The organism is Heyndrickxia oleronia, assembly GCF_017809215.1.
GTDB lineage: Bacteria > Bacillota > Bacilli > Bacillales > Bacillaceae_C > Heyndrickxia > Heyndrickxia oleronia.
Genome location: NZ_CP065424.1, coordinates 3,602,079 through 3,627,043 on the forward strand (window position 1 = coordinate 3,602,079; position 24,965 = coordinate 3,627,043).

26 protein-coding genes are annotated in these 24,965 nt (G+C 35.0%); 10 read left to right on the top strand and 16 right to left on the bottom strand.

The window, feature by feature from the left end:
* The 6 genes from I5818_RS17970 to I5818_RS17995 all read right to left on the bottom strand — a co-directional run bounded on the left by I5818_RS17970 (position 1) and on the right by I5818_RS17995 (position 6,588).
* Positions 1-792, bottom strand: coding sequence for a serine hydrolase (locus I5818_RS17970; protein WP_078109325.1), 792 nt, complete (start codon positions 790-792; stop codon positions 1-3).
* A 21-nt stretch (positions 793-813) separates the two neighbouring features.
* Positions 814-1,791 carry an ABC transporter ATP-binding protein gene (locus tag I5818_RS17975; RefSeq protein ID WP_071977266.1) on the bottom strand — a complete coding sequence of 326 codons (978 nt, stop codon included), beginning with the start codon at positions 1,789-1,791 and terminating at the stop codon, positions 814-816.
* Positions 1,788-2,807 carry an ABC transporter ATP-binding protein gene (locus tag I5818_RS17980; protein WP_058005043.1) on the bottom strand — a complete coding sequence of 340 codons (1,020 nt, stop codon included), beginning with the start codon at positions 2,805-2,807 and terminating at the stop codon, positions 1,788-1,790. Before I5818_RS17980 ends, I5818_RS17975 begins: the two co-directional genes overlap by 4 nt.
* A 14-nt stretch (positions 2,808-2,821) precedes the next feature.
* A complete protein-coding gene (opp3C, locus tag I5818_RS17985) occupies positions 2,822-3,895 on the bottom strand; it encodes an oligopeptide ABC transporter permease (protein ID WP_078109324.1) in 1,074 nt (357 codons plus the stop codon).
* A complete protein-coding gene (gene opp3b, locus I5818_RS17990) occupies positions 3,892-4,824 on the bottom strand; it encodes an oligopeptide ABC transporter permease (RefSeq protein WP_058005042.1) in 933 nt (310 codons plus the stop codon). Before opp3b ends, opp3C begins: the two co-directional genes overlap by 4 nt.
* Before the next feature lie 105 nt (positions 4,825-4,929).
* Entirely contained in the window at positions 4,930-6,588 is a 1,659-nt protein-coding gene (locus tag I5818_RS17995) for a peptide ABC transporter substrate-binding protein (protein ID WP_071977267.1), read from the bottom strand.
* A 145-nt stretch (positions 6,589-6,733) separates the two neighbouring features.
* On the opposite strand from I5818_RS17995, the gene I5818_RS18000 reads away from it, so the two are divergent.
* Positions 6,734-7,108, top strand: coding sequence for a DUF3899 domain-containing protein (locus tag I5818_RS18000; RefSeq protein ID WP_071977268.1), 375 nt, complete (start codon positions 6,734-6,736; stop codon positions 7,106-7,108).
* Here I5818_RS18000 and I5818_RS18005 read toward each other — a convergent pair.
* Together I5818_RS18005 and I5818_RS18010 are read right to left on the bottom strand one after the other, a co-directional pair.
* Positions 7,093-8,019 (bottom strand): dipeptidase, encoded by a 927-nt coding sequence (locus I5818_RS18005; protein ID WP_071977269.1) that lies wholly within the window; start codon positions 8,017-8,019, stop codon positions 7,093-7,095. The genes I5818_RS18000 and I5818_RS18005 overlap by 16 nt on opposite strands.
* 15 nt (positions 8,020-8,034) lie before the next feature.
* Complete coding sequence (locus I5818_RS18010; RefSeq protein WP_071977301.1) at positions 8,035-8,739, bottom strand: gamma-glutamyl-gamma-aminobutyrate hydrolase family protein; 705 nt, start codon at positions 8,737-8,739, stop codon at positions 8,035-8,037.
* A 168-nt stretch (positions 8,740-8,907) separates the two neighbouring features.
* On the opposite strand from I5818_RS18010, the gene corA reads away from it, so the two are divergent.
* The 4 genes from corA (at position 8,908) to I5818_RS18030 (ending at position 12,425) form a co-directional block, all read left to right on the top strand.
* Positions 8,908-9,858 carry a magnesium/cobalt transporter CorA gene (gene corA, locus I5818_RS18015; protein WP_071977270.1) on the top strand — a complete coding sequence of 317 codons (951 nt, stop codon included), beginning with the start codon at positions 8,908-8,910 and terminating at the stop codon, positions 9,856-9,858.
* 140 nt (positions 9,859-9,998) lie between these two features.
* Positions 9,999-10,463, top strand: a complete 465-nt coding sequence (locus tag I5818_RS18020; RefSeq protein WP_071977271.1) for a hypothetical protein — start codon at positions 9,999-10,001, stop codon at positions 10,461-10,463.
* Between the two features lie 194 nt (positions 10,464-10,657).
* Positions 10,658-11,281 carry a LysE family translocator gene (locus tag I5818_RS18025; RefSeq protein ID WP_058005035.1) on the top strand — a complete coding sequence of 208 codons (624 nt, stop codon included), beginning with the start codon at positions 10,658-10,660 and terminating at the stop codon, positions 11,279-11,281.
* A 178-nt stretch (positions 11,282-11,459) separates the two neighbouring features.
* Positions 11,460-12,425, top strand: coding sequence for a nuclease-related domain-containing protein (locus I5818_RS18030; RefSeq protein ID WP_071977272.1), 966 nt, complete (start codon positions 11,460-11,462; stop codon positions 12,423-12,425).
* A 40-nt stretch (positions 12,426-12,465) separates the two neighbouring features.
* Here I5818_RS18030 and I5818_RS18035 read toward each other — a convergent pair whose 3' ends face one another.
* The 7 genes from I5818_RS18035 to I5818_RS18065 all read right to left on the bottom strand — a co-directional run bounded on the left by I5818_RS18035 (position 12,466) and on the right by I5818_RS18065 (position 17,467).
* Positions 12,466-12,834 (bottom strand): VOC family protein, encoded by a 369-nt coding sequence (locus tag I5818_RS18035; RefSeq protein ID WP_071977273.1) that lies wholly within the window; start codon positions 12,832-12,834, stop codon positions 12,466-12,468.
* 2 nt (positions 12,835-12,836) lie between these two features.
* Positions 12,837-13,193, bottom strand: a complete 357-nt coding sequence (locus I5818_RS18040) for a VOC family protein (protein ID WP_071977274.1) — start codon at positions 13,191-13,193, stop codon at positions 12,837-12,839.
* Between the two features lie 55 nt (positions 13,194-13,248).
* On the bottom strand, positions 13,249-14,022 hold the full coding sequence (locus I5818_RS18045) for an AraC family transcriptional regulator (RefSeq protein ID WP_071977275.1): 774 nt from the start codon (positions 14,020-14,022) through the stop codon (positions 13,249-13,251).
* Between the two features lie 32 nt (positions 14,023-14,054).
* Positions 14,055-14,510, bottom strand: coding sequence for an NUDIX domain-containing protein (locus I5818_RS18050; protein WP_071977276.1), 456 nt, complete (start codon positions 14,508-14,510; stop codon positions 14,055-14,057).
* Positions 14,511-14,673: 163 nt separating this feature from the next.
* Positions 14,674-15,381, bottom strand: coding sequence for an ABC transporter permease (locus I5818_RS18055; RefSeq protein WP_058005028.1), 708 nt, complete (start codon positions 15,379-15,381; stop codon positions 14,674-14,676).
* Positions 15,378-16,226, bottom strand: a complete 849-nt coding sequence (locus I5818_RS18060) for an ABC transporter ATP-binding protein (protein WP_071977277.1) — start codon at positions 16,224-16,226, stop codon at positions 15,378-15,380. The genes I5818_RS18055 and I5818_RS18060 overlap by 4 nt, the downstream gene beginning before the upstream one ends.
* A 167-nt stretch (positions 16,227-16,393) precedes the next feature.
* Complete coding sequence (locus tag I5818_RS18065; RefSeq protein WP_071977278.1) at positions 16,394-17,467, bottom strand: LytTR family transcriptional regulator DNA-binding domain-containing protein; 1,074 nt, start codon at positions 17,465-17,467, stop codon at positions 16,394-16,396.
* A gap of 229 nt (positions 17,468-17,696) precedes the next feature.
* On the opposite strand from I5818_RS18065, the gene I5818_RS18070 reads away from it, so the two are divergent.
* From I5818_RS18070 to I5818_RS18085, 4 genes are all read left to right on the top strand, one after another.
* Positions 17,697-18,251, top strand: a complete 555-nt coding sequence (locus tag I5818_RS18070; RefSeq protein ID WP_058005026.1) for a glycerol-3-phosphate responsive antiterminator — start codon at positions 17,697-17,699, stop codon at positions 18,249-18,251.
* A 283-nt stretch (positions 18,252-18,534) separates the two neighbouring features.
* A complete protein-coding gene (glpT, locus tag I5818_RS18075; protein ID WP_071977279.1) occupies positions 18,535-19,896 on the top strand; it encodes a glycerol-3-phosphate transporter in 1,362 nt (453 codons plus the stop codon).
* Between the two features lie 203 nt (positions 19,897-20,099).
* Complete coding sequence (locus I5818_RS18080) at positions 20,100-21,767, top strand: glycerol-3-phosphate dehydrogenase/oxidase (RefSeq protein WP_071977280.1); 1,668 nt, start codon at positions 20,100-20,102, stop codon at positions 21,765-21,767.
* A gap of 92 nt (positions 21,768-21,859) precedes the next feature.
* A complete protein-coding gene (locus I5818_RS18085; RefSeq protein ID WP_071977281.1) occupies positions 21,860-22,789 on the top strand; it encodes an alpha/beta hydrolase in 930 nt (309 codons plus the stop codon).
* Between the two features lie 148 nt (positions 22,790-22,937).
* Here the strand turns inward: I5818_RS18085 and I5818_RS18090 are convergent, their stop codons facing one another.
* Positions 22,938-23,432 (bottom strand): GNAT family N-acetyltransferase, encoded by a 495-nt coding sequence (locus I5818_RS18090; RefSeq protein WP_071977282.1) that lies wholly within the window; start codon positions 23,430-23,432, stop codon positions 22,938-22,940.
* Between the two features lie 168 nt (positions 23,433-23,600).
* On the opposite strand from I5818_RS18090, the gene I5818_RS18095 reads away from it, so the two are divergent.
* A complete protein-coding gene (locus tag I5818_RS18095) occupies positions 23,601-24,941 on the top strand; it encodes a hemolysin family protein (RefSeq protein WP_071977283.1) in 1,341 nt (446 codons plus the stop codon).
* Positions 24,942-24,965: the final 24 nt, after the last annotated feature.

Consider the following 24,965-nt stretch of genomic DNA (forward strand, 5'->3'; position numbering starts at 1 on the left):
TTATTGATTTAAAAGATATTCATAAACGGATTCACCTATTTTTGTAATAGAAACTTGTCCTAAAAAATTCTGTTCAAGCTGGTCAATTAATACAGCTATATAAGCTTTTTTTCCACCGTAATGAATGATGGCAACATCATGTTCGATTCCTTCCATTTCCCCTGTTTTATTTGCTATTTTCATAAGGTCCTGATCCATTAAACCGGGTAATTTATGACGAAATTGTTGTGCTGAAAGACATTTTAGTATGTCAAGTGTGCTATTTTTAGATAAAATTTCATTTTGATCTAATTCTTTTAATAGACAAATCATGTCAGATGCAGTTGTAATATTTTCATAACCTTTGGCTTTCGCCTGCTCATCCATTAATTTTCTTTCTACTTTAGTATGATGGGCCCCAATATCCCTACAAAACTGATTAATATTATCTTTTCCCAGTAATTCAATCATTATATTGGTTGCCGTATTGTCAGATACAATAATCATTAAGGTTATTAAATCCTTTATGCTTAGTTGAGTACCACCTGTAAGAGAATGAAGAACACCTGACCCACCTACTTTTTGAAAATCTTTTATTTCAATTAAATCTGTTAAACAAATCGTCCCTAATTCACTTTGTCGATATGCCTCCATCATGATTGGTATTTTAATTAAACTGGCAGATAAATATTCTCTATCACTGTCTTTTTCAATGATTCTTTGTTCATCGATTTCTACCGCAATACTAATTCTCGCCTGAGTGCTATTAATGATTTCCTCAACGGATTGAATGAAACATTCACTCGAATTCAATCGTTCATCTCCTCCATGGGGCTATTGTTCATTATATAAATGACAAGCTACAAAATGATTGGGTTTTACTTCCTGCCAAATAGGAGTCTTCTCAGCACATACCCCCATTGCCTGAGGACAGCGTGTTCGAAAAGGACAACCACTCGGTGGATTGATCGGATTTGGAACATCTCCCTTTAATATAATCCTTTCCCGTTTTCTTTCTAGCACAGGATCAGGTAATGGAATAGCCGAAAGAAGAGCCGCGGTATATGGATGCAATGGTTCCTCATACAATTCTTCACTTTCCGCTAGTTCCATCATTTGACCTAAATACATGACAGCAATTCGATCGCTAATATGCTTTACCATCGAAAGATCATGTGCGATAAACAAATAGGTCAAGTCTCTTTCATCTTGTAATTGTTTTAATAAGTTCACAATTTGAGCTTGAATTGAAACGTCTAGAGCAGCTATTGGTTCATCTGCAACAATAAATTTTGGCTCAACTGCTAAAGCTCGTGCAATCCCAATCCTTTGCCTTTGACCACCACTGAATTCATGTGGATATCGATTCGCATGATTACGGTCTAACCCTACTAATTCTAATAATTCAGTGACCCTAGTCCGGCGATCCTCTTTATTCATATTTGGTTGATGGATCAATAATCCCTCGGAAATAATCTCTAATACAGTCATCCGTGGATTTAATGAGGAATAAGGATCTTGAAAAATCATTTGAACGTCTTGGTGATATTGCTTTTCTCCAGCTTTTGATTGTTGACTTTCCAGTATTTTACCTGCGAACTTCACTACCCCTGATGTAGGTTGATATAGTTGAAGCAATGTTCTACCAACAGTAGATTTTCCACAACCAGACTCTCCGACAAGCCCTAATGTTTCACCTTTATGAATCGTAAAACTAATGCCATCAACTGCACGTAATTTTTGCTTTTTACCAACCTTAAAATATTTTGTTAAATTTTCTACTTCTACTAAGGGCTCCCGATAATTCATCATCTTGTTCCCCCAATCGCAACAGGCTTATTTTCCACTGGTGTCCTTTGATCATGAAGCCAGCAAGAAACCGAATGCTCATCTGTCATTTGGAGTTTCTCTGGTGCAAAATAATGACATACTTTCATCGTATAAGGACATCTCGATGCAAAGGGACATCCTTGTTGTTTTTTCGCTAGATTTGGTGGTGACCCAGGTATTGGAATTAAAGGGACCTTCCGACTAGAGTGAAGCTTTGGCATGGATTGCAATAATCCTAGTGTATAAGGGTGCTTAGGCTTATAAAATATTTCATCTACTGTTCCCATTTCAACAATTTCGCCAGCATACATGACAGCAACACGATCTGCCATATTAGCTACCACTCCTAAGTCATGAGTAATCATAATAATCGCGGTACCTGTTTTTTCTTGAAGGTTTTTCATTAAATCAAGAATTTGAGCCTGAATTGTCACGTCTAATGCTGTTGTTGGTTCATCCGCAATTAATATTTTGGGATTACACGCTAGAGCCATAGCAATTACCACACGCTGTCTCATTCCACCTGAAAACTGATGAGGAAAGGCATCTAGTCGTTCCTCTGGATTGGGTATTCCAACTAATTTCAACATATCAAGAGCTTTTTGTCTTGCCACTCGATTGGTTAATCCTTGATGTTTCTTTAATCCCTCTATGATTTGTTTTCCAATCTTCATCGTTGGATTTAATGAGGTCATCGGATCCTGAAATACCATTGAAATTTCCGAACCGCGGATTTTTTGAATTTGTCTAACCGGTAACGCGAGTAAATCTTGATTATCGTAATAAATTTTTCCTTCAGGAATATAAGTATTATGTTTAGGAAGAAGTTTCATTATTGATTTCGCCGTTACAGACTTTCCAGAGCCTGATTCACCAACTATTGCCAATGTTTCACCTTTTTTTAATGAAAAATTCACTCCTCTTACAGCATTTACTTCACCACTTTGATTTCGAAACGATACGTGTAAATTTTCAACAGATAGGATTTCTTCCACCATGATAAATCACTCCTTTATTTTCTCATCTTTGGATCAAGCGCATCTCTTAAGCCATCCCCTAGAAGATTAAAACAAATCATAACAGCACTGATGACAATAGATGGGAAAATGAGCTTATAGGTGAAGAAACGCATTGCTTTATAGCCATCGTCTATTAATACACCTAATGAGGCCAATGGTGCCTGAAGTCCTAACCCAATGAAACTTAAGAAAGCTTCAAAAAAGATTGCCGTTGGAATAGTAAACATTAATGTGACGATAATTGGACCCATGACATTTGGCAATAAATGCTTCCCTATTAATCTTCTATTTGAAGCCCCAAGGGTTCTTGAGGCTAATACAAATTCTTGACTTTTAAGTTGGAGAATTTGTCCCCGTACAACCCTAGCCATTCCAACCCACCCAGTAATAACCATCGCAAGAATAATTGAGGTAATCCCTGGTTCAAGTATCAATATAAATAAAATGATAATAATCAAGTTTGGAATTCCTACCAAAACCTCAATGATCCTCTGCATGACATTATCTACTTTTCCTCCATAAAATGCGGAAATACCTCCATAAAGAACACCAATACATAAATCGAGAAGGGCAGCAACTAAGGCGATGAAAAGAGAGATTTGTGTTCCTTTCCAGACTCTTGTCCAAATATCTCTTCCGAATTCATCTGTACCAAACCAATAATTGGTGGTTATATTTCTTTTTTCATATTGATCAACACCGTGTACATCTTTACCATTTAATCCAAGCCATTCTAAACCAGAAATCTTAGGAGGTAGATTTCGATGAGCAATATTTTGTTGTTTATAAGTATACTCATTGAAGCTTGGACCAAAAATCGCAAGGAGAGCGATGATAAGTAACACAACAAGAGAAATGACGGACCCTTTATTTCTCAACAACCTCATCCATGCTTCCTTCCAAAATGTAACAGGAGGTTTTGTAATTTCCTCATGTATGGAAGGATCTATTGGAGCAGGAACAAATAAATCATCCGTGATAACAGTTGGGATTTGATTGGAGCTTGATTGATCACCTTTGTGAGGATAGATCGTTGGTTGACTTTCTTTATTAATTTCTATCTTCATATTTCAGCCCCCCGTTTAAAATTAATGCGAGGATCTAGTAGTCCATATAAAAGGTCAACAATAAACACAACAAATATAAATAATGCACTATAAAAAACGGTTATCCCCATAATGACACTATAATCATTTACTAAAATGGATAATGTAAATTGTTCACCTAAACCTGGAACAGCAAAGATTTTTTCAATGACTAAGGTACCTGTCATGATTCCAACTGCTAAAGGTCCTAACATTGTCACTACTGGGATTAATGCATTTCTTAAAACATGCTTAATCACTACACCTGATTCAGTAATTCCTTTCGCTCTAGCAGTAATAACATAATCATGACCTAATACTTCTAGCATTTCTGTCCTAATAAATCTTGCTACCGTTGCTGTCACTGAAACAGATAAAGCAAAGGACGGTAACAATGTGTATTTATAACTTTCCCATAGTGCTGGTGGTAGCCAACCTAATTTCACACCAATAAAGTATTGTAGTAGTGCAGCAAATACAAAGGATGGAATGGACATTCCTAGTACAGCTAATGTAACCGATCCATAATCATAAATACTATTATGTTTTAGTGCAGATAAAATCCCCAGTAATAATCCAAAAACTATGCCAAATACCATGGCTTGAAAACCGATTAATCCTGAAGGACCAATTCGATCCACGATCATACTATTAACGGTTCGACCTTCATATTGGAAGGACAAGCCAAAATCACCTGTTACTAAATTCCCTAAATAGTGGATATACTGCAACACTACAGGCTTATCAAGCCCATATTTTTCGTTTAAGACCTCTATTTGCTTGTCCGAAAGTTTTTCAGGGTTATTAAACGGAGTCCCTGGTAGCAATTTCATTAGAAAAAAAGTTAAAGTCACAATGATAAAAAGAGTAATAATCATATAACCCAGTCTTTGAAGCAAGTAACGTTTCATAAAAACACCCCATTCCTTTAGAAAAAACTCTATGTATGGTGAAAAAAAAATCAGAAAAGAGGATGTACGTAAAACGATACATCCTCTACTTTTATCAGAGTAAACTTACTCCAAATAGGTCCATTTATAACTAAAATCTGCACCACTAGGATGTTCAATTAAGTCCTTAACATTGTTATGAATTAAAATCGCTTGACCAGTTTGATAAAGTGGTGCAATCGCTGCATCTTCATCAATTAACATTTTTTCCAACTGTAATAACATTTCATATCGTTTGGATAGATCTGTTTCAAGTCTCGCTTTTTCAACTAATGCATCATAATCTTTTCTAGAATAATCTTCACGGTTAGATGAGCTTCCTGTAATCCACATATCTAAATATGTCATCGGATCACTATAATCTGGTCCCCATGTTGATAGTGAAATATCATATTTAATTGATTTTTCAATTTCTAGTCTTTGTTCAAAAGGAACCGCTTTAATTTCTAATTTAAATCCAGGAAGATTTGTCTCTAGCTGGGATTGTATAAATTCTGCCATTTTCTTACTAGAGTCAGTATCAGCAAGATTAATAGAAACTTTTACTTCTTTCACTCCTGTTTCCTTTAATCCCTTTTCCCAGTATTTTTTAGCTTCATCAAGGGATCCTTTTAAAAGATCACCATTTAATTCACGGAAATCCTTATTATCTGGTGAAAAATAATATTCTCCAGGAACTATACCGTATAATGGAACCGCTCCATTATTTAATGCAATATCCGTTAGTCCTTGCTTGTCGATAGCTAGGTTAACCGCTTTACGAATATTTTCATTTCCTAAAACGGGGTGATTTAAATTAAAACGAAGGAATCCAATCCCTGCTTGTGTAGTTGTTTTAAATTCCTTATCATCTTTATAATTGTCTACAGATTCTGCCGTTAATGTCACTCTATCAATTTTTTTACTTTCGTAGAGATTCAAACCTGTAGCATCATCTTTTACAACATAGACATTTATTTCATCCAGCTTTACAGTATTTGCATCCCAATATTCCGGATTTTTTACATATTTCCAACTTTGTTCATGCTTCCACTCTGCTAATTTAAATGGTCCATTAGATAGTAACTTATCTGCTTCAAGAGCGTATTGGTCCCCCATTTCTTCTACAAATTTTTGATTTTGAGGAAGGAAGGTTCCAAAGGTTAATAGTGTTTCTAATAATGGGTTAGGATTCTCAAGAGTAACTTCCAATGTTTTTTCATCGACTGCCTTTACACCTAACTGATCAACATCCATTTTCCCATCAATAATGGCTTGTGCATTTTTCACTCCAACGGTTACAAACATATAGTTATATGCACCAGCTTCTTTTAACACCCTTTTCCATGCATACTCAAAGTCATTAGCAGTAACAGGATCACCATTACTCCATTTCGCATCTCTAATTTTAAATGTATGAACGAGGCCATCTTCACTTTGTTCATGATTTTCTGCCATAGCTAAAATCGGTTTATTATTCTGATCCTGACGGAAAAGACCTTCATTTACATTGTTTAAAACTGTAAATGCAACCGCATCATGAGCTTTCGTTGAATCCATCGTAGGAATCTCGGCAGTTGCTGTTACGTTTAATACTTGTTTTGTATCCGTACTTTTTTCTTCTCCGGCTTTTTCTTTCCCATTATCATTTGTTTCCGTTTTTTTGGAACCAAAGCCACATCCAGAAAGAGCCATTGAGATTACTAGCATGAAAATTAAGATGGATAACCATTTTTTCCTCTTCATTCGCCTTCCCCCTCTAATTAGAATTTTCTATATTTACTGATAGTTTATATGGTTCCTACGATATTATCAATATATTTTTAAATATTCAAACAAAGTAAAAGTATGTTAAACTACTTTTAACTAGTGATAGAAAGGGGTTGTTCGTTTGAAAAAATATTTATGGTTTAATAGTTTTTCCTTAGTTTTATCGCTTATTATCGTTTTATCCTTTTACCAGTCATGGGATTTTTTAGGATGGATTAATATACTTTTTTATATTGGAATAGTTATTCTTTTAATAGGATGTGTGCTAATCATTATTAGAGGAAATTTCTTTTCAGCTTTTATCTATAGCTGTAAGCGCTTTTTTCGTTCTATAAATAAAAAAGAACAAATAATCCAAGAAACTGAAGGGAGACAGGTTGAGCTGCCGTCTGTTAACCGACAAATCCCATCCCCCAAGCCTTGGATTATTAATGGTTTTTCATTTTGTATTTTAAGCTTATTACTGTCATTATTAATGGTCTATTCTGGTAGGTGATCGATAAAATTCTGATAGGCGAATCCTCTCACCTGTTCTTCTGAATAATACTTTAATAATTCATTGATTAAATTTTGATACATTGCGGAGTTTTCAAGTTTTTCTACCTTTGTAGATATGCCATCAAAATCAGAACCAAAACCTATTTGTTTCACACCGCCTAATGAACAAAAATGATCAATATGCTTAATTAAATCTGATAATGTCGCGTTCCCATCTTCCTTTACAAAAGGAGGGCAATATACAACGTGAACGAGGCCATTTTTTTCGAACATAGCCTTTGCTTGTTGATCAGATAAATTACGAACATGGTTACATATTTCCTTCGCATTCGAGTGACTTGCGATTGGATACTTTGCGACTTCTATAACATCCCAGAAGGCATTTTCACAGAGGTGAGACACATCGGTTAAAATCTTATGATCATTATTGAATGAGACAATTTCTTTTCCAAAGGATGTAAGACCTGCACCACGTTCTTCTCCAGCACCATCAGCAGCTAAGTTGGCATTATTCCAAGTTAAGCCAACCGAAAGAACACCTAACTCATGTAAAATGCTTAATTTTTGAAGATCATTTCCAATTGCATCTACCCCTTCTAAAGTAAGCATTGCACCGATTTCATTTTCTTTCAGTCGGTTAAAATCCTGCCACTTTGTAATCTGCTTCATTTCCGGATTTTTCCCAATCACTTCATTTTTAAAATAATAGACTTGATCAAGAGCTGCCTGAAACTTCTGATCAGATTTAATATCTGGGTCGATGAAAATGGCAAAGGCTTGAACCATCACATCTCCTTGTTGTAAACGGGTTTTATTTGTATCTAATTCTTCTGCATTACTATAAGATAATTTCCCTTTTGCATAAGCTAGTTTCATTAATGCATCACAATGTAAATCAATTACTTTCATTTTTTTATCCTCCAATTAAGATTGACATGCCTCTATAAATCGTTGAAAAATCGCTTTTGAAATATGATCTTCATTCAATGCTAATGGTTCAGGATGCCATTGTACCCCCAAGACAAATTGGTGTTCAGTGCTTTCAATAGCCTCTATCACTCCATCAGATGCCCGAGCTGTGACTATAAATGGACTCACCACATTCCTCACTGCCTGATGATGAAAAGAGTTCACTTTAAACTCTGTTTGACCAGCAATGGATTCTAGTAAACTATTTTTCTCTATATTGACATAGTGTGAATAATGTGAACGTGTAGCCTTCTGTGCGTGTTGAAGTAATTGTGACTCAGATTGGCTATAAATATCTTGGAACATATCTCCACCGGCAGCTATATTTAAAATTTGAATGCCACGGCAAATCGCTAAAATCGGTTTATTTTTTTCTAAAAAGCGATGTATGATTGCGACTTCTAAACTATCCCTACCTGGTGAAATTGATCCGAGATTTTGATGTGGTTCTTCTCCAAACAGGGTAGGATCAATATCCCCTCCACCAGAAAGCACAACACCGTCAATTTTGTCTACTATTTGATCCACATCTGCATCTATTCCAGCCGGAATGATCAAAGGAATCCCTCCAGCACAAATGACAGCTTGAATATAATCATTGGCTAGTGTATGTTTCCAATCAAGTTCTACATGTGCAGTTATCCCGATAATCGGTTTCACTATCATCTCCCCTTCCTCTTTATTTGATATATGTGTCTTACAATTATATCGCAATTTGTACGTTCCACAATTAAATTTTATGAATTTTTCCAATCTTTTAAATGTGTCAATGTAAAACTAAAGGGTATAATGAATGTAAGAGAGATTGAAATTTATAAGGAGTAATGTATGATACGAACGTTAGTGATTACTAGAGACTTTGAACTATTAAAAGGAGTGACTCTTGAGGAATTAAGCGATATGGATTGTCTTTGGTATTGGATTGACTTTGATCGTCCTACTGAGGAGGAAATTTTAAAATTAAGAAATCCATTACGATTTCATCCGTTAGCGATTGAAGATTGTATCCATAAACTACAGCGACCAAAATTAGATTATTATGAGGACCATACTTTTTTTGTTCTCCATAGTCTTCATCCGGAAGAATTGATAAAAGAAGAAATAAATATCTTCCTTGGAACGAATTTTATCGTCACTTTCCATCAGCATCTAGCCAAAGAAATTCATGATGTTTGGAGCCTTTTTATCGAAAGCGATTCTTACGAAAATTGGGATCCTTATTTAATTTTGTATCAGTTGATGGATAAAATCGTTGATAATTATTTTCCGCTTATCTATAAACTTGAGGATCGCCTTAATGAAATTGAGGATAATTCAAAGAATGAAACAATGGAGGTATTATTGGAAAGTCTATTCGATACAAGACATGAATTGCTCTCCATGAGGCATACAGTTACGCCAATGAGTGATTTATTATACCGAATGCTAAATTCTCATCGCCTAGATGGAATACAAAGGAGAGCTGCCTATTTTACTGATATTCATGACCATCTTTTGAAATTAACTGGGATGATTGATGCAAACAGGGAATTGACAGCAGATATTCGCGATAGTTATCTCTCTTTGAATGCCCATCAGACCAATCGAGTGATGAAAGTACTAACGGTCATTACCACCATTTTCATGCCGCTGACACTCATTGCCGGTATTTATGGAATGAATTTTGATTATATGCCTGAACTCCATTGGAATCTAGGTTACTTTATTATTCTTACCCTCATGTTCATCATAGGGGCAGGGATGTCACTTTGGTTTATGAAAAAAGGTTGGTTTAAATAGAGTTTGGTCTACTATACAACAGCTTCCTATAGGGGAGTTGTTTTTATTTGGAAACGTTTATTAAGAAAAACGAATAATTTAGATTAAATATTTAATACTAATCTGTATATAGCAATAAAAATTTATTAGGGGGACTTTCTTTGCTAATAAAGCTGTTATTACTTCTAGCACTAATTCTCCCATGGCTTACTGTTGTATTTCTAAATAAAAACCTTGTAAGACGATATATGCCAGTTACTATTTTTACTTGTTTGCTAATGACCATCGTTTTTCAAATTGCTTACAATTATAAGTGGTGGACCATTGACAGCTATATCGTTCCTTGGGGATATATGATTGATATTAGTTTTGCGTATGGAATCTTTGCTGTGGGCACGTTTTGGATTTTTGTTCTTGCCGCTAATAATTTCCGTATATTCCTTATCGTTAATTTAATTATGGATGCTTTTCTATGTTTCGTTGTGCTAGGCTTGTTGGAACGTTTAGGTGTAACTACGCTCGTTAATATTCATAAATGGCAATATTTCATTGTGACCTTTATTCTTTCATTAATTATTTATGTTTATCATTTATGGCAGGAAAAAATTTTTTCCGAAAAAGTCTAACTAATCAATGTCTCGAGCTGATCGAGGCATTTTTTTTTGTAAAAATTGTTGCTAATAAGTAAAGTAAACTGTCTGAACCTTTTACAAAAGGAACAAATTCTACTGTAACAGCCTTATTTAAAAGATGATTTCGAATTCCCAGCATTTTTTATATAATATAGTAAATCTGTTTTTATATAAAAGGGTGGGAAACGATGAGTAACTTTTGGATGTTTGTCTTTATGTCTGTCTGTTTGATTATTTTACCAGGTCCAGATACAGCGATTACCACTAAGAACACACTAACCTTTGGTTATAAAGGTGGGCTACAAACTGTATTTGGAACATGCTGTGCCCTCTGCATTCATACTTTTGCGGTTATCGCAGGAATATCTGCGATTATTGTTCAATCAGCGATGCTATTTTCAATTATAAAATATATAGGTGCAATTTATTTAATCTATTTAGGTGTGAAAACATTACTCTCCATTAGAAAAGATGTTGTCCAAGATGATGATACACATCATGTAATGACAGGACATTCATCATTTTTCCGGCAAGGCTTTTTAACAAATCTCTTAAATCCAAAGGTAGCTGTTTTCTTTTTAACTTTTTTACCGCAATTTATTAACCCAAAAGTACATTCATGGAGTCAATTTCTTCTTATGGGGTTTACATATACGGCATTGACTGTCATATGGTTTGTCTTTTATATTCTTTTCATTCAACGGATGAATGAATACATGAAAAAACCGAAAACACAAAAGTTTATTCAAGGATTAACCGGAGTAGTCCTAGTTGGATTTGCCATTAAACTTGCCTTTGAGAGGCGAACATAATAAGGATATGCGGATATATCTGAAAAATCGCGGATATATCCGTTTTTTCGCGGATAAAGTAAATAATTAGCGGATAATTTCAAATTTCCGCAGATATTAAGTTTCCCAATTAAAATTGGAAGGAGTTTTATTATTAATAGCGAAGATTTACATAAGTAAATAAAAGGAGTGAGCATATTTGATTGTAAAAGAAAGGACAATCCCATTAAAACTAGAGGTTTATGATGCTCTCATGAGAAGAATTACGTTGAAACATCCTAAAAGAAATATTATTCAAGAGGAACTCTCAAAAATAAAAGCAGGCTTTAAAGGTGAAAAGGCTATAGACTACTATTTACAATTCCTTCCCCAAGATAACTATTATATTTTTCATGATCTTCGCTTAAAACTATACGATTATTATTTTCAGATAGATACTTTAATTGTTACCCCATTTTTTTTACTCATACTAGAAATCAAAAACATTGCTGGAACTTTACATTTTGAACCTATGTATCATCAACTGATTCGAAAAATAAATGAAAAGGAAGAAGGCTTTCCAGACCCTTTATCACAGGTCCGAAGACATGAGAAACAATTAAGAGAATGGTTAATATCCCATAAGATCCCTAGTATCCCTATCGAAAGTTTAATCATAATCAGTTTTCCATCAACCATCATCCACCCACCTAAATACATGACAAAGCTTCATCAAAAAATTTGTCATGCTCAGCATTCAATTGAAAAAATTGAAGAAATCTCCCTACTATATAAAAAATCAATTCTTAGTAAAAAAGATATAAACAAAATGAAAAGACTTCTCTTAAAACATCATACCCCCTTAATCAATATCCCCCCATGTCCATTTGGCATTCAAAAGTCCGACATTCTTCATGGAGTTCAGTGTCCATATTGTCAACATATTCCTATGTATCGAAAGCACGGGGGATGGGTGTGTCAACATTGTCAAAGCTCCACAAAAGATGCACATCACAAAGCCGTTGATGATTACTTTTTATTGATTGATCATGAACTAACGAATCAAAAATTGTGTAAGTTTCTACTAATACAATCATCCGATACTGCAACTCGATTATTAATCTCAATGGGACTTCCATATAATGGGTCAAATAAAGGGAGAATCTATTATCGAAAAATCAAGTAAACCTCAATAAAAGACCTACACCTTCGAAGGTCTTTCACTTTTAGCTTGTTCTATTTTCCCCTTCACTTACATATTCAAACAAACCAAGACGATTTCCCCAAGGGTCGGTAAATGTCCCCCATTTTACAGGAACTTCTTCTCGAGAATGAATAGTAAAAAACTCAATATTTAGCTCCTTAACTAATCTTTCACGTTCAGCAATGATATTTAAAACACCAATACGGATAGGGCCACTCCCGACAACTGGCTTGCCTTCAGCTACTTGTAGCCAACATCCCGGTATTAATTCCCATTCTGCAAACCCTTGATGAGGGATAAAATCAGGCTTTCTACATAAAAATGTCTCATACCACTGTTGACCTTCTTTTATATCCAGCACTCTAACTTGTACCGTCATTTCACCTATCATGGCTATTTTGAGAACTCAATCAACTCAAGATGATTTCCAGTTGGATCTTCAATAATCATATAACGTCCAGGTGGACAAGGTCGTGGCTCATCAAATATCAATTTTACCTGTTTCGCTTTTAAATATTTTATATCCTCATCTAAATTTTTGGAAATGATTTCAGGAAGGACATACGGCTTTGTATTTGTATGCACTGTTTCAGCCTTTTCTAATACAATCGTAAACGCTTCTTGTTTTAATGTAGCAATATTTTCTCCATATCTTTGTGATAGTTCAAATCCAAGGATATTTGTATAAAACTCCACCGCTTCATCTATTTCATGCACGTTAATCGTTAAAACACCAATTTGATTTAACATCTTTCTCCCCCTTTTCTACATTCACTTTACCAAAATTTATCCGTGATTATTTCTTCTACTTTGCTTTATTCTTTTCATACAACAATAATGGCAGATTAATAAGTATAGGTGGATCGTATGGCATCGGTTCATGTAATTTGACCGTGATATCGATATTTGTGCCCGATGTTATTTCAAGTGGTTGCTCATATTTCCCTCGCAATAAACTATCGCTAGAAAAGTATTTTTTCGGATTAAGATTCCAAGGAATCCCTGCAATCAGCATGTAGTACTTACCTTCAGGAATATTCGAAAACAAACAAGAGCTATTTTTATGTAAAAGTGCAGTACCAACTATCGGCCGTTGGTCAGGTATTGGACGTGGGAAAAGTCCTGCAAATAATATGCCTTTAAAATCTAGTGGAGGAATAATTTTGCATCTAACAGATTGAAATTGAAGTGTTTCTAAGGATTGGGTTTGTTCCATTGTTCCAAATTGAATCAGCTGATTCTGTAATGTACCCATTTTCTGGCGAAATTCCCTAGGAGACTGTCCTACATATTGTTTAAAGCGTGAACTAAACGTTCCTATACTCTGGAATCCAAGTGATAATAATACTTTTAAAACAGATGAAGTGGACTCACTTAAATGGGACTTTCCTGCCTCAAAACGAAGTGCAGAAAGGTAGTGTCTAGGCGCAATCCCGGTTACCTCCTTAAAGATTCTTATAAAATGAAAATGACTATACCCCACATGGGATGCTAATTCTTCCGTCGTAATGTCTTCTGCCAAATTCATTTTCATATATGTAATTGCTTCCACCGTTATTTTTATATGCTCATCATTCAACTATTTCACCCACTTGCAAAGTACTAGAATCATTAATTAATAGCACCCAGATAAATTGGTACCGATTCTCCATTTTCATAACGTGGGATTACCTCCCTCATTTCCTGTGGGTAAAATCGATACTTTATAATGTCAGCTATAGGTAGCCATTCAACTCCTACCTGATGTTCATCGGGATTAACCCCTTGACTAATGAAGTTTCCACTGTCCAATATAGTGCATGAAAAATAATATTCTACTTGGTGAACAGAGGGGAGTCCATAGTTTTTCCCAACCAATTCTCGCACAAAAATTAGCTCCCCTATTTCCTGCACCTCTCGCCCAATTTCCTCCAAACATTCTCTTTGCAATGTTTCATGAAAGGTCTCTCCGAACTCTTGACCTCCACCAGGGCATAAATAAAAGTATCCCTCTTGATCCTGATTCTTTGTAACTAGGATTCTACCACCTTGAATAATAAGCGCTTTCACAGAATTTCTAATAGCCAAATGATCACCTTATTTCTATCTATTTGATTATATTCTAACAAAAGTACACTTAATTTTCAGTTAATTACAGTTGAAGCAAGATAGGATTTTTTCCTATCTTGCTTACGAAAATAATTAAGGATTTTAGCGCATTAAGGATGAAAAAACACTGCTTTAAACCATATTAATCAAATCTACGCTTTCCATAGATGATCACCGTAATGACCAATGTGGCGACACACCAAACCAATAAAATGAGTAGCTGTGATCCGACACTACCAAGCCCACCCCCCTGACTTAAGGACTGCCAAGCTTTTTCAAATTGTTCACTTGGTAAATAATATAGGATTTTTTGGATGGTATCATTATTGATAAAGGCCCGAAGCATTGAACCCATTCCAAACAGGATCATTACAGGCATTCCAACAATAGTTGTTTCCATAACTGTTCTTGACATTAACCCAAGAATTGTTCCAATCGAGATAAATATAATTAAGTTTAATAGAATAAGTAATGCAAATAATGGGATCGAATTCACCTTGAATTCGCTTAAATAGATCGAACCGATAATAATGACTATTGTGACAGCTGATGTCAAAGCACTTTTTCCAATCAATATTTCTAATGTATTCGCAGGTGATAATAGCAAACCTCTTAATGTGTTCTTTTCTTTTTCCTCCGCAACCATTGCCGCCTGTACAAAACAGCCCGCAATGACAAGGGCTAAACTAATTGGCATCGAATGAAATGCATCTGTTGTTGACCCTATACGTCCTAACCATGCTGCAAACGCTAATGGGATCGCCATTGTAAATAGAATATATGAATTCTTTAATAAATCCTTCCAATCTTTAAGAAAAATAGCTTGTACTCTTTTTAGTGAAAACGTCATGATAAAGCCCTCCCAGTTAATTGAACAAATATATCACCTAATGAAGGTTCATTAGAATGGATCGACATTATTTCATCATTCTTCATATATTCATAGATTTTTTCTGCTCCCTCTTGATTTTTCGGAACAATTACTGTTCGATCATCTTTTAATAGGAGCTTAATCGTTGAATCACTATATTTCAGCCGTAAACTTTGCGGAGTATCTAATAGTTTTATTTCACCCTGATGCAGAAATGCGACTCGATTACATAATTCTTCGGCTTCTTGCATGTCATGAGTCGTTAAAAATATCGTTGTCCCTTGTTCATTTAACCTTTTTAAACCATCATGTATATGCTTTGTATTCATGGGATCGAGTGCAGATGTTGGTTCATCTAAAAACAATAAGTCTGGTTTATGAAGGATTGCTCTTGCTAAAGTAACCCTTTGCTTCATCCCTTTTGAAAGTTTTTGGACGACCATATTCTTCTCATTTATCAAATTAACTGCTGCCAATACTTCATTTATTTGACCTTCATTCACATCATATAATTTACAAAAAAATGCAAGATTATCGTATACTGTTAGCCTCTCATACAGACCGCTATTATCGGTTAGAATTCCAATCCGTCTCATATATGATGGATCTTTCAAATGTTTTAATGGTTTGCCAAACACTTGAACCTCTCCCGATGTATGTTTTAATTGTGCAGTTAAGATTTTAATTGTTGTCGTTTTCCCCGAACCACTTGGTCCTAAAAACCCGAACGTTTCTCCCTTTTTTATATTAAATGTTGCGTTTTTTATAGCAGATTTGTTTCCAAACGATTTGACTAAATTTTTCACTTCAATGACGTTTTCCATTTGATTACTCCCTTTCATCCTAGATTCACTTGCTTGATCATAGTTTAGCTGTGATTTTGCAAGAACGCAGTAATATCAAGGTGAAAAGAGTAGAAATTAAGTTGAATGGAGTATTTTTATTGGTGAGTGGAGCATACATATAATGAAAAAATTACAGGATGGTCATTTTAAATCCCGATAATTTCCTTCAGTTCATTCATTTTTCCTTTTGACAGAGGAACCGAACTTTTCTTTGAATCATCTAAAATCAAACTATAGCTATTTCTCGTCCATGTAATTACTTCTCGTACCTTTTGAAGATTGACGATATACGAGCGATGACAGCGGAAAAAGCCAAATGGATAGAGTCGATCAAAAAGCTGATTCAATGAATAACTGCAAGGAAAGACCTCTCCTTTTACATTCAAGTAGGAAATTCCATCATTACTTTCGATATAATCGATCTCAGTGGGATCAAGTAAAATAATTTTATCGTTTACTTTGGCAGGAATTTTTTCAAATCGAAATGGAATAGGATTTATCTGGCTTTCTTGAACATTTTCTATTTCTTCTGTATTAGTCGGAAGGTCAGTTTGCAATTCTCCTGTTTCAATTTCTGTCGTTTCCTCACTATCCATGACATCTATTTTCTTCAAACCGTCCTCATTCAATAAATACACATGATCTGTCATGGTAATTGCATTTTCTAAATTACTAGTTGTTATTAAAATCGCTTTTTGTTCATCTATAAGATCATTAATTAGATTCCTAATGATATATTGGCTTTCAATATCTATATTTTGAATAGGCTCTTCAAGGATAATCAGTTCAGGTTGATGAAGAATGGCTCGAGCAATCTGAAGACGTTTTTTTTCTGAAAAAGTAAGCTTATCTATTCTCACTCTTTTTACCAAACCAATTTTTTGAAGAAGCACATTTACATCTGTTTTTACTTCATAAAGCCTTTTATAAAAACTTAAATATTCAAATGGGGTTAAGCGATCATATAATGATTCATTTAATAACACAATACCTACCTTTTTGCATATTGCTTTAAATGAGGAAAATGTTTTTCCAGTAACGAGTACCTGACCGCCTGATGCTGAAGATTCACCTATTAAAATATGGATTAGCTGCTTACCAATTTCCACATTACATTGAATGGCCACTGCTTCCCCACATTTTATTTCTAAATTCATTTGAGCGATTAAAACCGTATTTTCTATTCGCTTTTCTAGTTGTTTTATCTCTAAAATATTCAACCTTAACTCCCCTATCAAAGCCTGATAATAAGAAAAAATCATCAACTACTAAATACCTAACTTTGATAATTTTACCATAATAAAGCATTTATAACATTTATAATTCATTTACTATTAATAACAAATGAAGTATTTTAAATAATTGAGATCATGCCTCTTTCATGTTAGATTGATTTCATTAGACTGTTTGCCATACAATGAGTGACAAATATAGACTTGAGGTGTAATAATGACGTTTCATGGGCAAAAAATTCTTCCCGCAATTCGATCAATGAAAGATTTTGATAAGATGCTGGATACACCTTTTACATATGGTGTTTTCCTTGACTTGCATATTGGGATGCTAAAAAGTGTGTTTGAATATGCTAGAAGACATAAAAAAAATATGTTCCTTCACGTAGATTTAATACAAGGGCTTAGTCATGATGAAGCAGCGACAGAATATTTATGTCAGGAAATTAAGCCATATGGATTGATCTCTACTAAGGGAGGAGTGATTACAAAAGCAAGACAAAAAGGTGTGTTTGCTACACAGAGAGCATTTGTAATTGATTCCAGTGCGCTTGAAAGAAGTATTAAACTGATTGAAAAAACGGATCCACATTATATCGAACTGCTTCCAGGTGTCATTCCCAAAATTATAGCTGAGGTAAAGGAAAAAACCGGAAAGACAATTTTTGCAGGAGGATTAATCGATAATCCAGATGAAGTGGAACAGGCCATTGAGGCGGGAGCTTCTGCAATAACGACATCTAATACGAAGCTATGGAAGCATTTTATCTAGTATTCTCATCAAAACTTTTTTCATTTATAGCGTTTTAAGTTTCCTAATATATATTTTTCCAGCTGTATTTTCCTAATTATCACGAATCTAAACATGTATTATTAAAAAGTTATAATATTAATATATTGACATCGCTTTCACAAGAAAGTAATATAATGTTACAAGTTAAAGATGATGGAGATTCGGAGAACCGTACTTATATTACACACCTGCTTCAAAGGTGTGTTAAAAAGTATGGTTTTTTTGTCTTGTAAACTTGTTAATACTAATAAGGAGGATTTGTATGCTTAAACTTTTTCAACCTGCACCACCGATAGAAAGATTACCTAATGAGCAAATTGATTCTGAGTATAAGAAACATCGAATTCAAGTATTCATTGGAATTTTTATTGGCTATGCAGCGTATTATCTACTTCGCAAAAACTTCTCTCTTGCGATGCCCTATTTAACAGACCAAGGTTTTTCCAAAGGAGAGCTGGGTCTTGCTTTATCCGCTGTTTCTATCGCTTATGGAATTAGTAAATTTGTAATGGGGACCGTCTCTGATAGGAGTAACTCCCGAATTTTCTTACCAGCGGGTTTAATTCTTTCTGCAATTATCTGTTTACTTATGGGATTTGTTCCCTTTTTCACCTCATCTATTGCAATTATGTTTATTATGCTATTTATCAATGGTTGGTTTCAAGGTATGGGGTGGCCACCATCTGGTCGTGTTCTTGTTCACTGGTTTAGTGTAAGTGAAAGAGGAGGAAAGACTGCTATATGGAATGTCGCTCATAATGTTGGTGGTGGAATAATGGCACCAATTGCAGTGGGCGGAGCTTCTCTTTTTGCGATTATCTTGGGGACACATTCAAATGGATATGAAGGGGTTTTCATTTTACCTGCCTTAGTGGCTATCGTAATTGCCTTAATTTCTTATATATTAATCCGTGATACACCGCAATCGGTTGGCCTTCCATCAATTGAGGAATATCGAAATGATTATCCAAGTAAAGAAAAAAAGACATTTGAAACTGAATTAACAACAAAAGAAATTCTATTTAAGTATGTACTAAATAATAAATGGGTATGGGCCATTGCCATTGCAAATATTTTCGTATATTTTGTCCGCTATGGCGTACTTGATTGGGCACCAACTTATTTGAGTGAAGAAAAAGGTTTTAATATGGACAAATCAAGTGTGGCTTACTTCCTATTTGAATGGGCCGGAATCCCTGGAACCTTACTTTGCGGGTATATTTCAGATAAATTATTTAAGGGACGTCGTGGCCCGGCAGGGTTTGTATTTATGCTAGGGGTTTTAATTGCCGTTCTCGTTTATTGGTTTAATCCACCCGGAAATCCAATGATTGATATGATCTCCTTGATCGCAATTGGATTTCTTATCTATGGACCGGTTATGTTAATTGGTTTACAAGCACTTGACTTTGTTCCAAAAAAAGCAGCAGGTACTGCAGCAGGATTAACTGGTTTATTTGGTTATTTAGGTGGAACCGTTACAGCGAATGCATTAATGGGATATATCGTGGATTATGCTGGATGGAACGCAGGATTTATACTATTAACTGCTTCTTGTGTACTTGCAGCAATCGTATTTGCAATTACATGGAATGTCCGTGGACAGGAAGTCGTAAAACATTAATTCAATTTTTATCATTGGACTTAAAATTATTATGTGTTAGAATAAAATCAAGTTAATAATTCGGTTGGAGATTAAGAGAGACCACACAACATTTTAGTAGTCAGACTAAAATGCTTGTTGTGGTCTCTTTTTGTTTTTCCAACATTTCACTTTCAATCAAATAATTATATAAAGATAAATATATGAAAGAGGAGACGGTTCAAATGAATAACAATTTCTCGGGTTTTCATCGTTCAAACAATCTAGCACAAATGGCAAAGGAAAAATATGACCTTCTCATTATTGGAGGCGGGATTACAGGTGCTGGAATTGCATTAGATGCGGTTACACGGGGGTTAAAGGTTGCCTTAGTTGAGATGCAGGATTTTGCGGCCGGAACATCTAGCCGTTCAACTAAACTAGTACACGGAGGATTACGTTATTTAAAGCAATTTGAAATAAATGTTGTTAAGGAAGTAGGACGAGAACGTGCCATCGTGTATGAGAATGGTCCACATGTAACAACTCCTGAATGGATGCTTCTTCCATTTCATAAAGGGGGAACTTTTGGTGCATTCACAACGTCTATCGGACTTAAATTATATGATTATTTAGCTCAAGTAAAAAAGACTGAACGTCGCAAAATGCTATCTGCTGAACAAACGCTTAGGAAAGAACCTCTTATAAAAAAAGAAGGACTAAAAGGTGGCGGTTATTACGTCGAATACCGTACAGATGATGCAAGATTAACCATTGAAGTGATGAAGGCAGCTGTAGAAAACGGGGCTAACGTTGTAAATTATACAAAAGCGGAACAATTTCTCTATGATGAAAATAAAAAAATCAACGGTGCTATCGTCCGAGATCTGCTAACGAATGAAAAGTTTGAAATTCATGCTGAAAAATTTGTCAATGCTGCGGGACCATGGGTCGATCAAGTAAGAGGCAACGATTATTCTAAAAATAATAAGCAGCTTCGCTTAACGAAAGGAATTCATCTAGTTTTTGATCAGTCTGTGTTCCCTTTACATCAAGCTGTTTACTTCGATACACCGGATGGAAGAATGATCTTTGCCATTCCTCGTGATGGTAAAACATATGTTGGAACAACGGATACCTTTTATGACAAGGATACGGCACATCCTAAAATGTTATCTTCTGATCGGGATTATGTCATTGACGCAATCCACTATATTTTTCCTGACGTAAAAATTACAAAGGACGATGTGGAGTCTAGTTGGGCCGGTGTTCGACCGCTTATCTATGAACAGGGAAAGGATCCTTCAGAAATTTCAAGAAAAGATGAAATATGGGAGGCAGATAGTGGCTTAATTACTATAGCTGGTGGTAAATTAACCGGTTATCGAAAGATGGCAGAAAATGTGCTTGATCTCGTTTGTAAAGAATTATCTGAAACACAACAAAGGACTTTTAAGCCGTGTCAAACCATCCATTTTCCTATATCAGGAGGAGACTTCGGTGGCTCTGAAAAATATGAATCCTTTATAAATAATAAGTCAAAAGAAGCCATTCAATACGGTTTAACTACAGAAGAGGGCCTTATTCTCGCCAGCAAATATGGTACAAATATTGATTTCTTATTCCAATATGCTAAGGAATGTACAGAGCAAGAAGAAAATCAATTAACCCCTTTTGTATACGCACAACTCATGTATGCAATTGAACACGAAATGGTCTTAAAGCCCGTTGATTTCTTTATCCGACGAACAGGAGCTGTCTTCTTCAATATTCATTGGGCAAAGGAATGGAAGGAACCAATCATCTCTAAAATGGAAGAAATGTTTGGTTGGACCTCTGAGCAAACAAATGAATACACAGCAGAATTAGAAAAAGAGATTAGAGATGCTGTTGTTCCAATTGATATCCAATAGTTTTTATCATTCTTACTCTTGCTATTTCTAGTAGATTTATCTTAATCTGAAATTAAGACTAACAGCATTCCAATGATAAAGGTGGAAAATAAATGGTGAGAACGTATGATTGGCTTACAATGGATGATCAAGTTGAAGTGTATGTAAGAAATTGGACGATTGCGGATAAACAGCCATTAGCCATCGTTCAGCTGTCCCATGGGATGGCTGAGCATATTGAGAGATATGATTCATTTGCAAACTTTCTCCTGCAAGAAGGAATCTTTGTATATGGAAATGACCATCGTGGTCATGGACATACAGGAGAAAGGGCCGGTTTGCACGGATTCTTTGCTGAAGAAAATGGCTTTGACCGGGTAGTTACTGATCTTTATGAAGTCAATCAATTCATCCAAGCTAAATATCCAAATGTGCCAATTTTTTTATTAGGACATAGCATGGGATCATTTATTGCTAGAAGATATATTCAGGAATATGCTCATTCGATTCAAGGGGTGATCATCTCAGGGACGGGAGGAAATCCAGGCATTGCAGGTAAGATCGGAAAACAAATTGCAAAACGAGAAATACGAAAGTACGGACTGAAAAAACCAAGCACTGTCCTCAATCGTTTATCGTTTGGGGCATATAATCGTGGAATTGATGATCCGCAAACAGAATTTGACTGGCTTTCAAATGATCCGAAAGAAGTAGAGAAATATTTAAATGACCCTTATTGTGGATTTATTTGTAGTTCTGGATTTTTTTACGATTTATTCACTGGATTAGAAAAGATTCACCACCAACCATTTATCCAACAAATTCCAAAAGAATTGCCTATCCTTATTTTCAGCGGGGACCATGATCCAGTCGGTGGACATACGAAAGGTGTAAAAAAGGTCATTCAACAATACACGCAGAATGGTTTAAGGAATCTTGAATACCAATTTTTTAAAGATGGGCGCCATGAGATGTTGAATGAAATAAATAAAGATGAGGTCTACCAGATTATACTTAACTGGATTAATAACCACATCAAATAAAGAAGTGAACACTTACGTGTTCACTTCTTTATTATTGGCTGTCTTTATGGAGTTTGCAGCTCCTGAGTTAAAACTTTGCTTCAATAGCAACTATTTTTGAGAGTTTTGAAAAAAGAGCCTTCTTAGCACAAAGCCACTCCCCTCCTATTCACTTTAGAAGCTTTTGATATCGACTGTGGTCTTTTGATACTCCAAGAAGCTCAAAGCCCATTTTTTGATAAAATTGATTAAGCTTCTCATTCCCTGCCACACAATCTAGCCTAAAATATGTTTTATCTGTTTGATACTCAGTCTCGATCCAATGAATCATTTCTTTGCCGACACCATTTTTCATATAACTTGGTTTCACAGCTAATCGATGCAAGTATATTGCATCTTTTGAGTCTTCCTCCCAGATATATTGATCCCATTCATTTTGCTCTATATAAAGGGTAAAAGTCGCTATTATTTCCTCTTGGTGGTACACTACATAAGTCAAATTCTGACCAATACAATGAAGAATTTCTTGATTTTCTCCTCCGTCTAATAAATATTGCCACTGATTAATCCCCTGATCCTTAATCCATTGTGCAGTTTCTTGTAATAACTGAATAATAGCTTGTCCTTCTTCTTCTCTAGCAAGTCTAATTTGGAATTTCCCCATGATATAAACTCCTTATATTTTTGTTTGTAATCAATTATAACCATAAAATATTCAATATTTATACAATAAATAGGATTCTTTTTATTCATTAAAATGGTATAGTAAAATTGTATAATTCTAAAATTTCTTTTCACGGAGGTGAACCCTTCACATTAGTGAAGGAACTAATTGGACATAGTAAATATAATTGTTTTGGTGATTTTAATTGCGTTAACTGCATTTTTTGTTGCGGCAGAATTTGCAGTAGTAAAAGTGAGAACAACAAGAATTGATCAGCTCATTCAAGATGGAAATAAAATGGCCCTATCGGCGAAGAAAATAATTAGCCACTTAGATGAGTATTTATCAGCTTGTCAGCTCGGTATAACAGTTACCGCTCTTGGAATTGGATGGTTAGGAGAACCCGCTGTTGGGGAGTTATTTAAGAAATTATTTCATCAATGGAACATGTCGGACTCAACCTCACATTTGGTCTCTGTGATTGTAACATTTCTTGTTATTACATTTTTACATGTCGTTATTGGAGAACTCGCTCCAAAGACGTTCGCAATACAAAAAGCTGAAACTATTACATTACTGATCTCAAAACCATTGATTTGGTTTTACAAAATACTTTTCCCATTCATATGGGCGTTAAATGGTTCTGCACGTTTTATAACAGGGCTATTCGGATTAAAACCAGCATCTGAACATGAACAAGCACACTCAGAAGAGGAGCTTCGCCTTATTTTATCAGAAAGCTATCGAAATGGTGAAATCAATCAGTCTGAGTACAAATATGTTAACAATATTTTTGAGTTTGATGAGAGAATTGCAAAAGAAATAATGGTGCCTCGTCCTGAGATCGCATGTATATCAATTGATGCATCGATTAAAGAGGTACTTGAAATAGTAAATCATGAAAGATACACACGTTATCCTGTAATGGATGGCGATAAAGATAATATGATTGGTGTCATTAATATAAAAGAAATAATGACGGCTTGGATTAATAAGGAATTAAGCTCAGAAAATATGTCAATTGAACGATTTGTAAAACCAGTGATCCGAGTCATTGAAAGTATTCCTATCCATGAATTACTCGTTAAATTACAGAAAGAACGAACACATCTAGCTATTTTAATTGATGAATATGGGGGTACTGCAGGGTTAGTGACCATTGAAGATATTCTCGAGGAGATCGTAGGGGAAATTCGGGATGAATTTGACTCAGATGAAATATCAGAAGTAAGAAAGATTTCTAATGGTCATTATCTCTTTGACGCAAAGGTTTTGATTACTGAAGTGAATGATTTACTAGGCACCCATCTGAATGAGGAAGATGTGGATACGATTGGTGGCTGGATTCTTACCCAGAAATATAATGTAAAGAAAAATGATTTTATTGAAGAAGATGGGTATTGTTTTAAAGTTAAGGAGATTGAGGACCAGCATATCTCCTATATTGAAGTAACAAAATTAAAGGCAAAACCAGACACGGACTTTTTGACAGATTCAATTGCAAATTAATAAAAGCTCGGGACTGTTTATTAA

What these genes read in the sequence shown, in the direction of transcription:
- I5818_RS17975 (WP_071977266.1), bottom strand. Translation starts at nt 1,791, where the DNA reads ATGATGAATTATCGGGAGCCCTTAGTAGAAGTAGAAAATTTAACAAAA.
- I5818_RS17980 (WP_058005043.1), bottom strand. Translation starts at nt 2,807, where the DNA reads ATGGTGGAAGAAATCCTATCTGTTGAAAATTTACACGTATCGTTTCGA.
- opp3C (WP_078109324.1), bottom strand. Translation starts at nt 3,895, where the DNA reads ATGAAGATAGAAATTAATAAAGAAAGTCAACCAACGATCTATCCTCAC.
- opp3b (WP_058005042.1), bottom strand. Translation starts at nt 4,824, where the DNA reads ATGAAACGTTACTTGCTTCAAAGACTGGGTTATATGATTATTACTCTT.
- I5818_RS17995 (WP_071977267.1), bottom strand. Translation starts at nt 6,588, where the DNA reads ATGAAGAGGAAAAAATGGTTATCCATCTTAATTTTCATGCTAGTAATC.
- I5818_RS18005 (WP_071977269.1), bottom strand. Translation starts at nt 8,019, where the DNA reads ATGAAAGTAATTGATTTACATTGTGATGCATTAATGAAACTAGCTTAT.
- corA (WP_071977270.1), top strand. Translation starts at nt 8,908, where the DNA reads ATGATACGAACGTTAGTGATTACTAGAGACTTTGAACTATTAAAAGGA.
- I5818_RS18025 (WP_058005035.1), top strand. Translation starts at nt 10,658, where the DNA reads ATGAGTAACTTTTGGATGTTTGTCTTTATGTCTGTCTGTTTGATTATT.
- I5818_RS18035 (WP_071977273.1), bottom strand. Translation starts at nt 12,834, where the DNA reads ATGATAGGTGAAATGACGGTACAAGTTAGAGTGCTGGATATAAAAGAA.
- I5818_RS18040 (WP_071977274.1), bottom strand. Translation starts at nt 13,193, where the DNA reads ATGTTAAATCAAATTGGTGTTTTAACGATTAACGTGCATGAAATAGAT.
- I5818_RS18055 (WP_058005028.1), bottom strand. Translation starts at nt 15,381, where the DNA reads ATGACGTTTTCACTAAAAAGAGTACAAGCTATTTTTCTTAAAGATTGG.
- I5818_RS18060 (WP_071977277.1), bottom strand. Translation starts at nt 16,226, where the DNA reads ATGGAAAACGTCATTGAAGTGAAAAATTTAGTCAAATCGTTTGGAAAC.
- I5818_RS18070 (WP_058005026.1), top strand. Translation starts at nt 17,697, where the DNA reads ATGACGTTTCATGGGCAAAAAATTCTTCCCGCAATTCGATCAATGAAA.
- glpT (WP_071977279.1), top strand. Translation starts at nt 18,535, where the DNA reads ATGCTTAAACTTTTTCAACCTGCACCACCGATAGAAAGATTACCTAAT.
- I5818_RS18080 (WP_071977280.1), top strand. Translation starts at nt 20,100, where the DNA reads ATGAATAACAATTTCTCGGGTTTTCATCGTTCAAACAATCTAGCACAA.
- I5818_RS18085 (WP_071977281.1), top strand. Translation starts at nt 21,860, where the DNA reads ATGGTGAGAACGTATGATTGGCTTACAATGGATGATCAAGTTGAAGTG.
- I5818_RS18090 (WP_071977282.1), bottom strand. Translation starts at nt 23,432, where the DNA reads ATGGGGAAATTCCAAATTAGACTTGCTAGAGAAGAAGAAGGACAAGCT.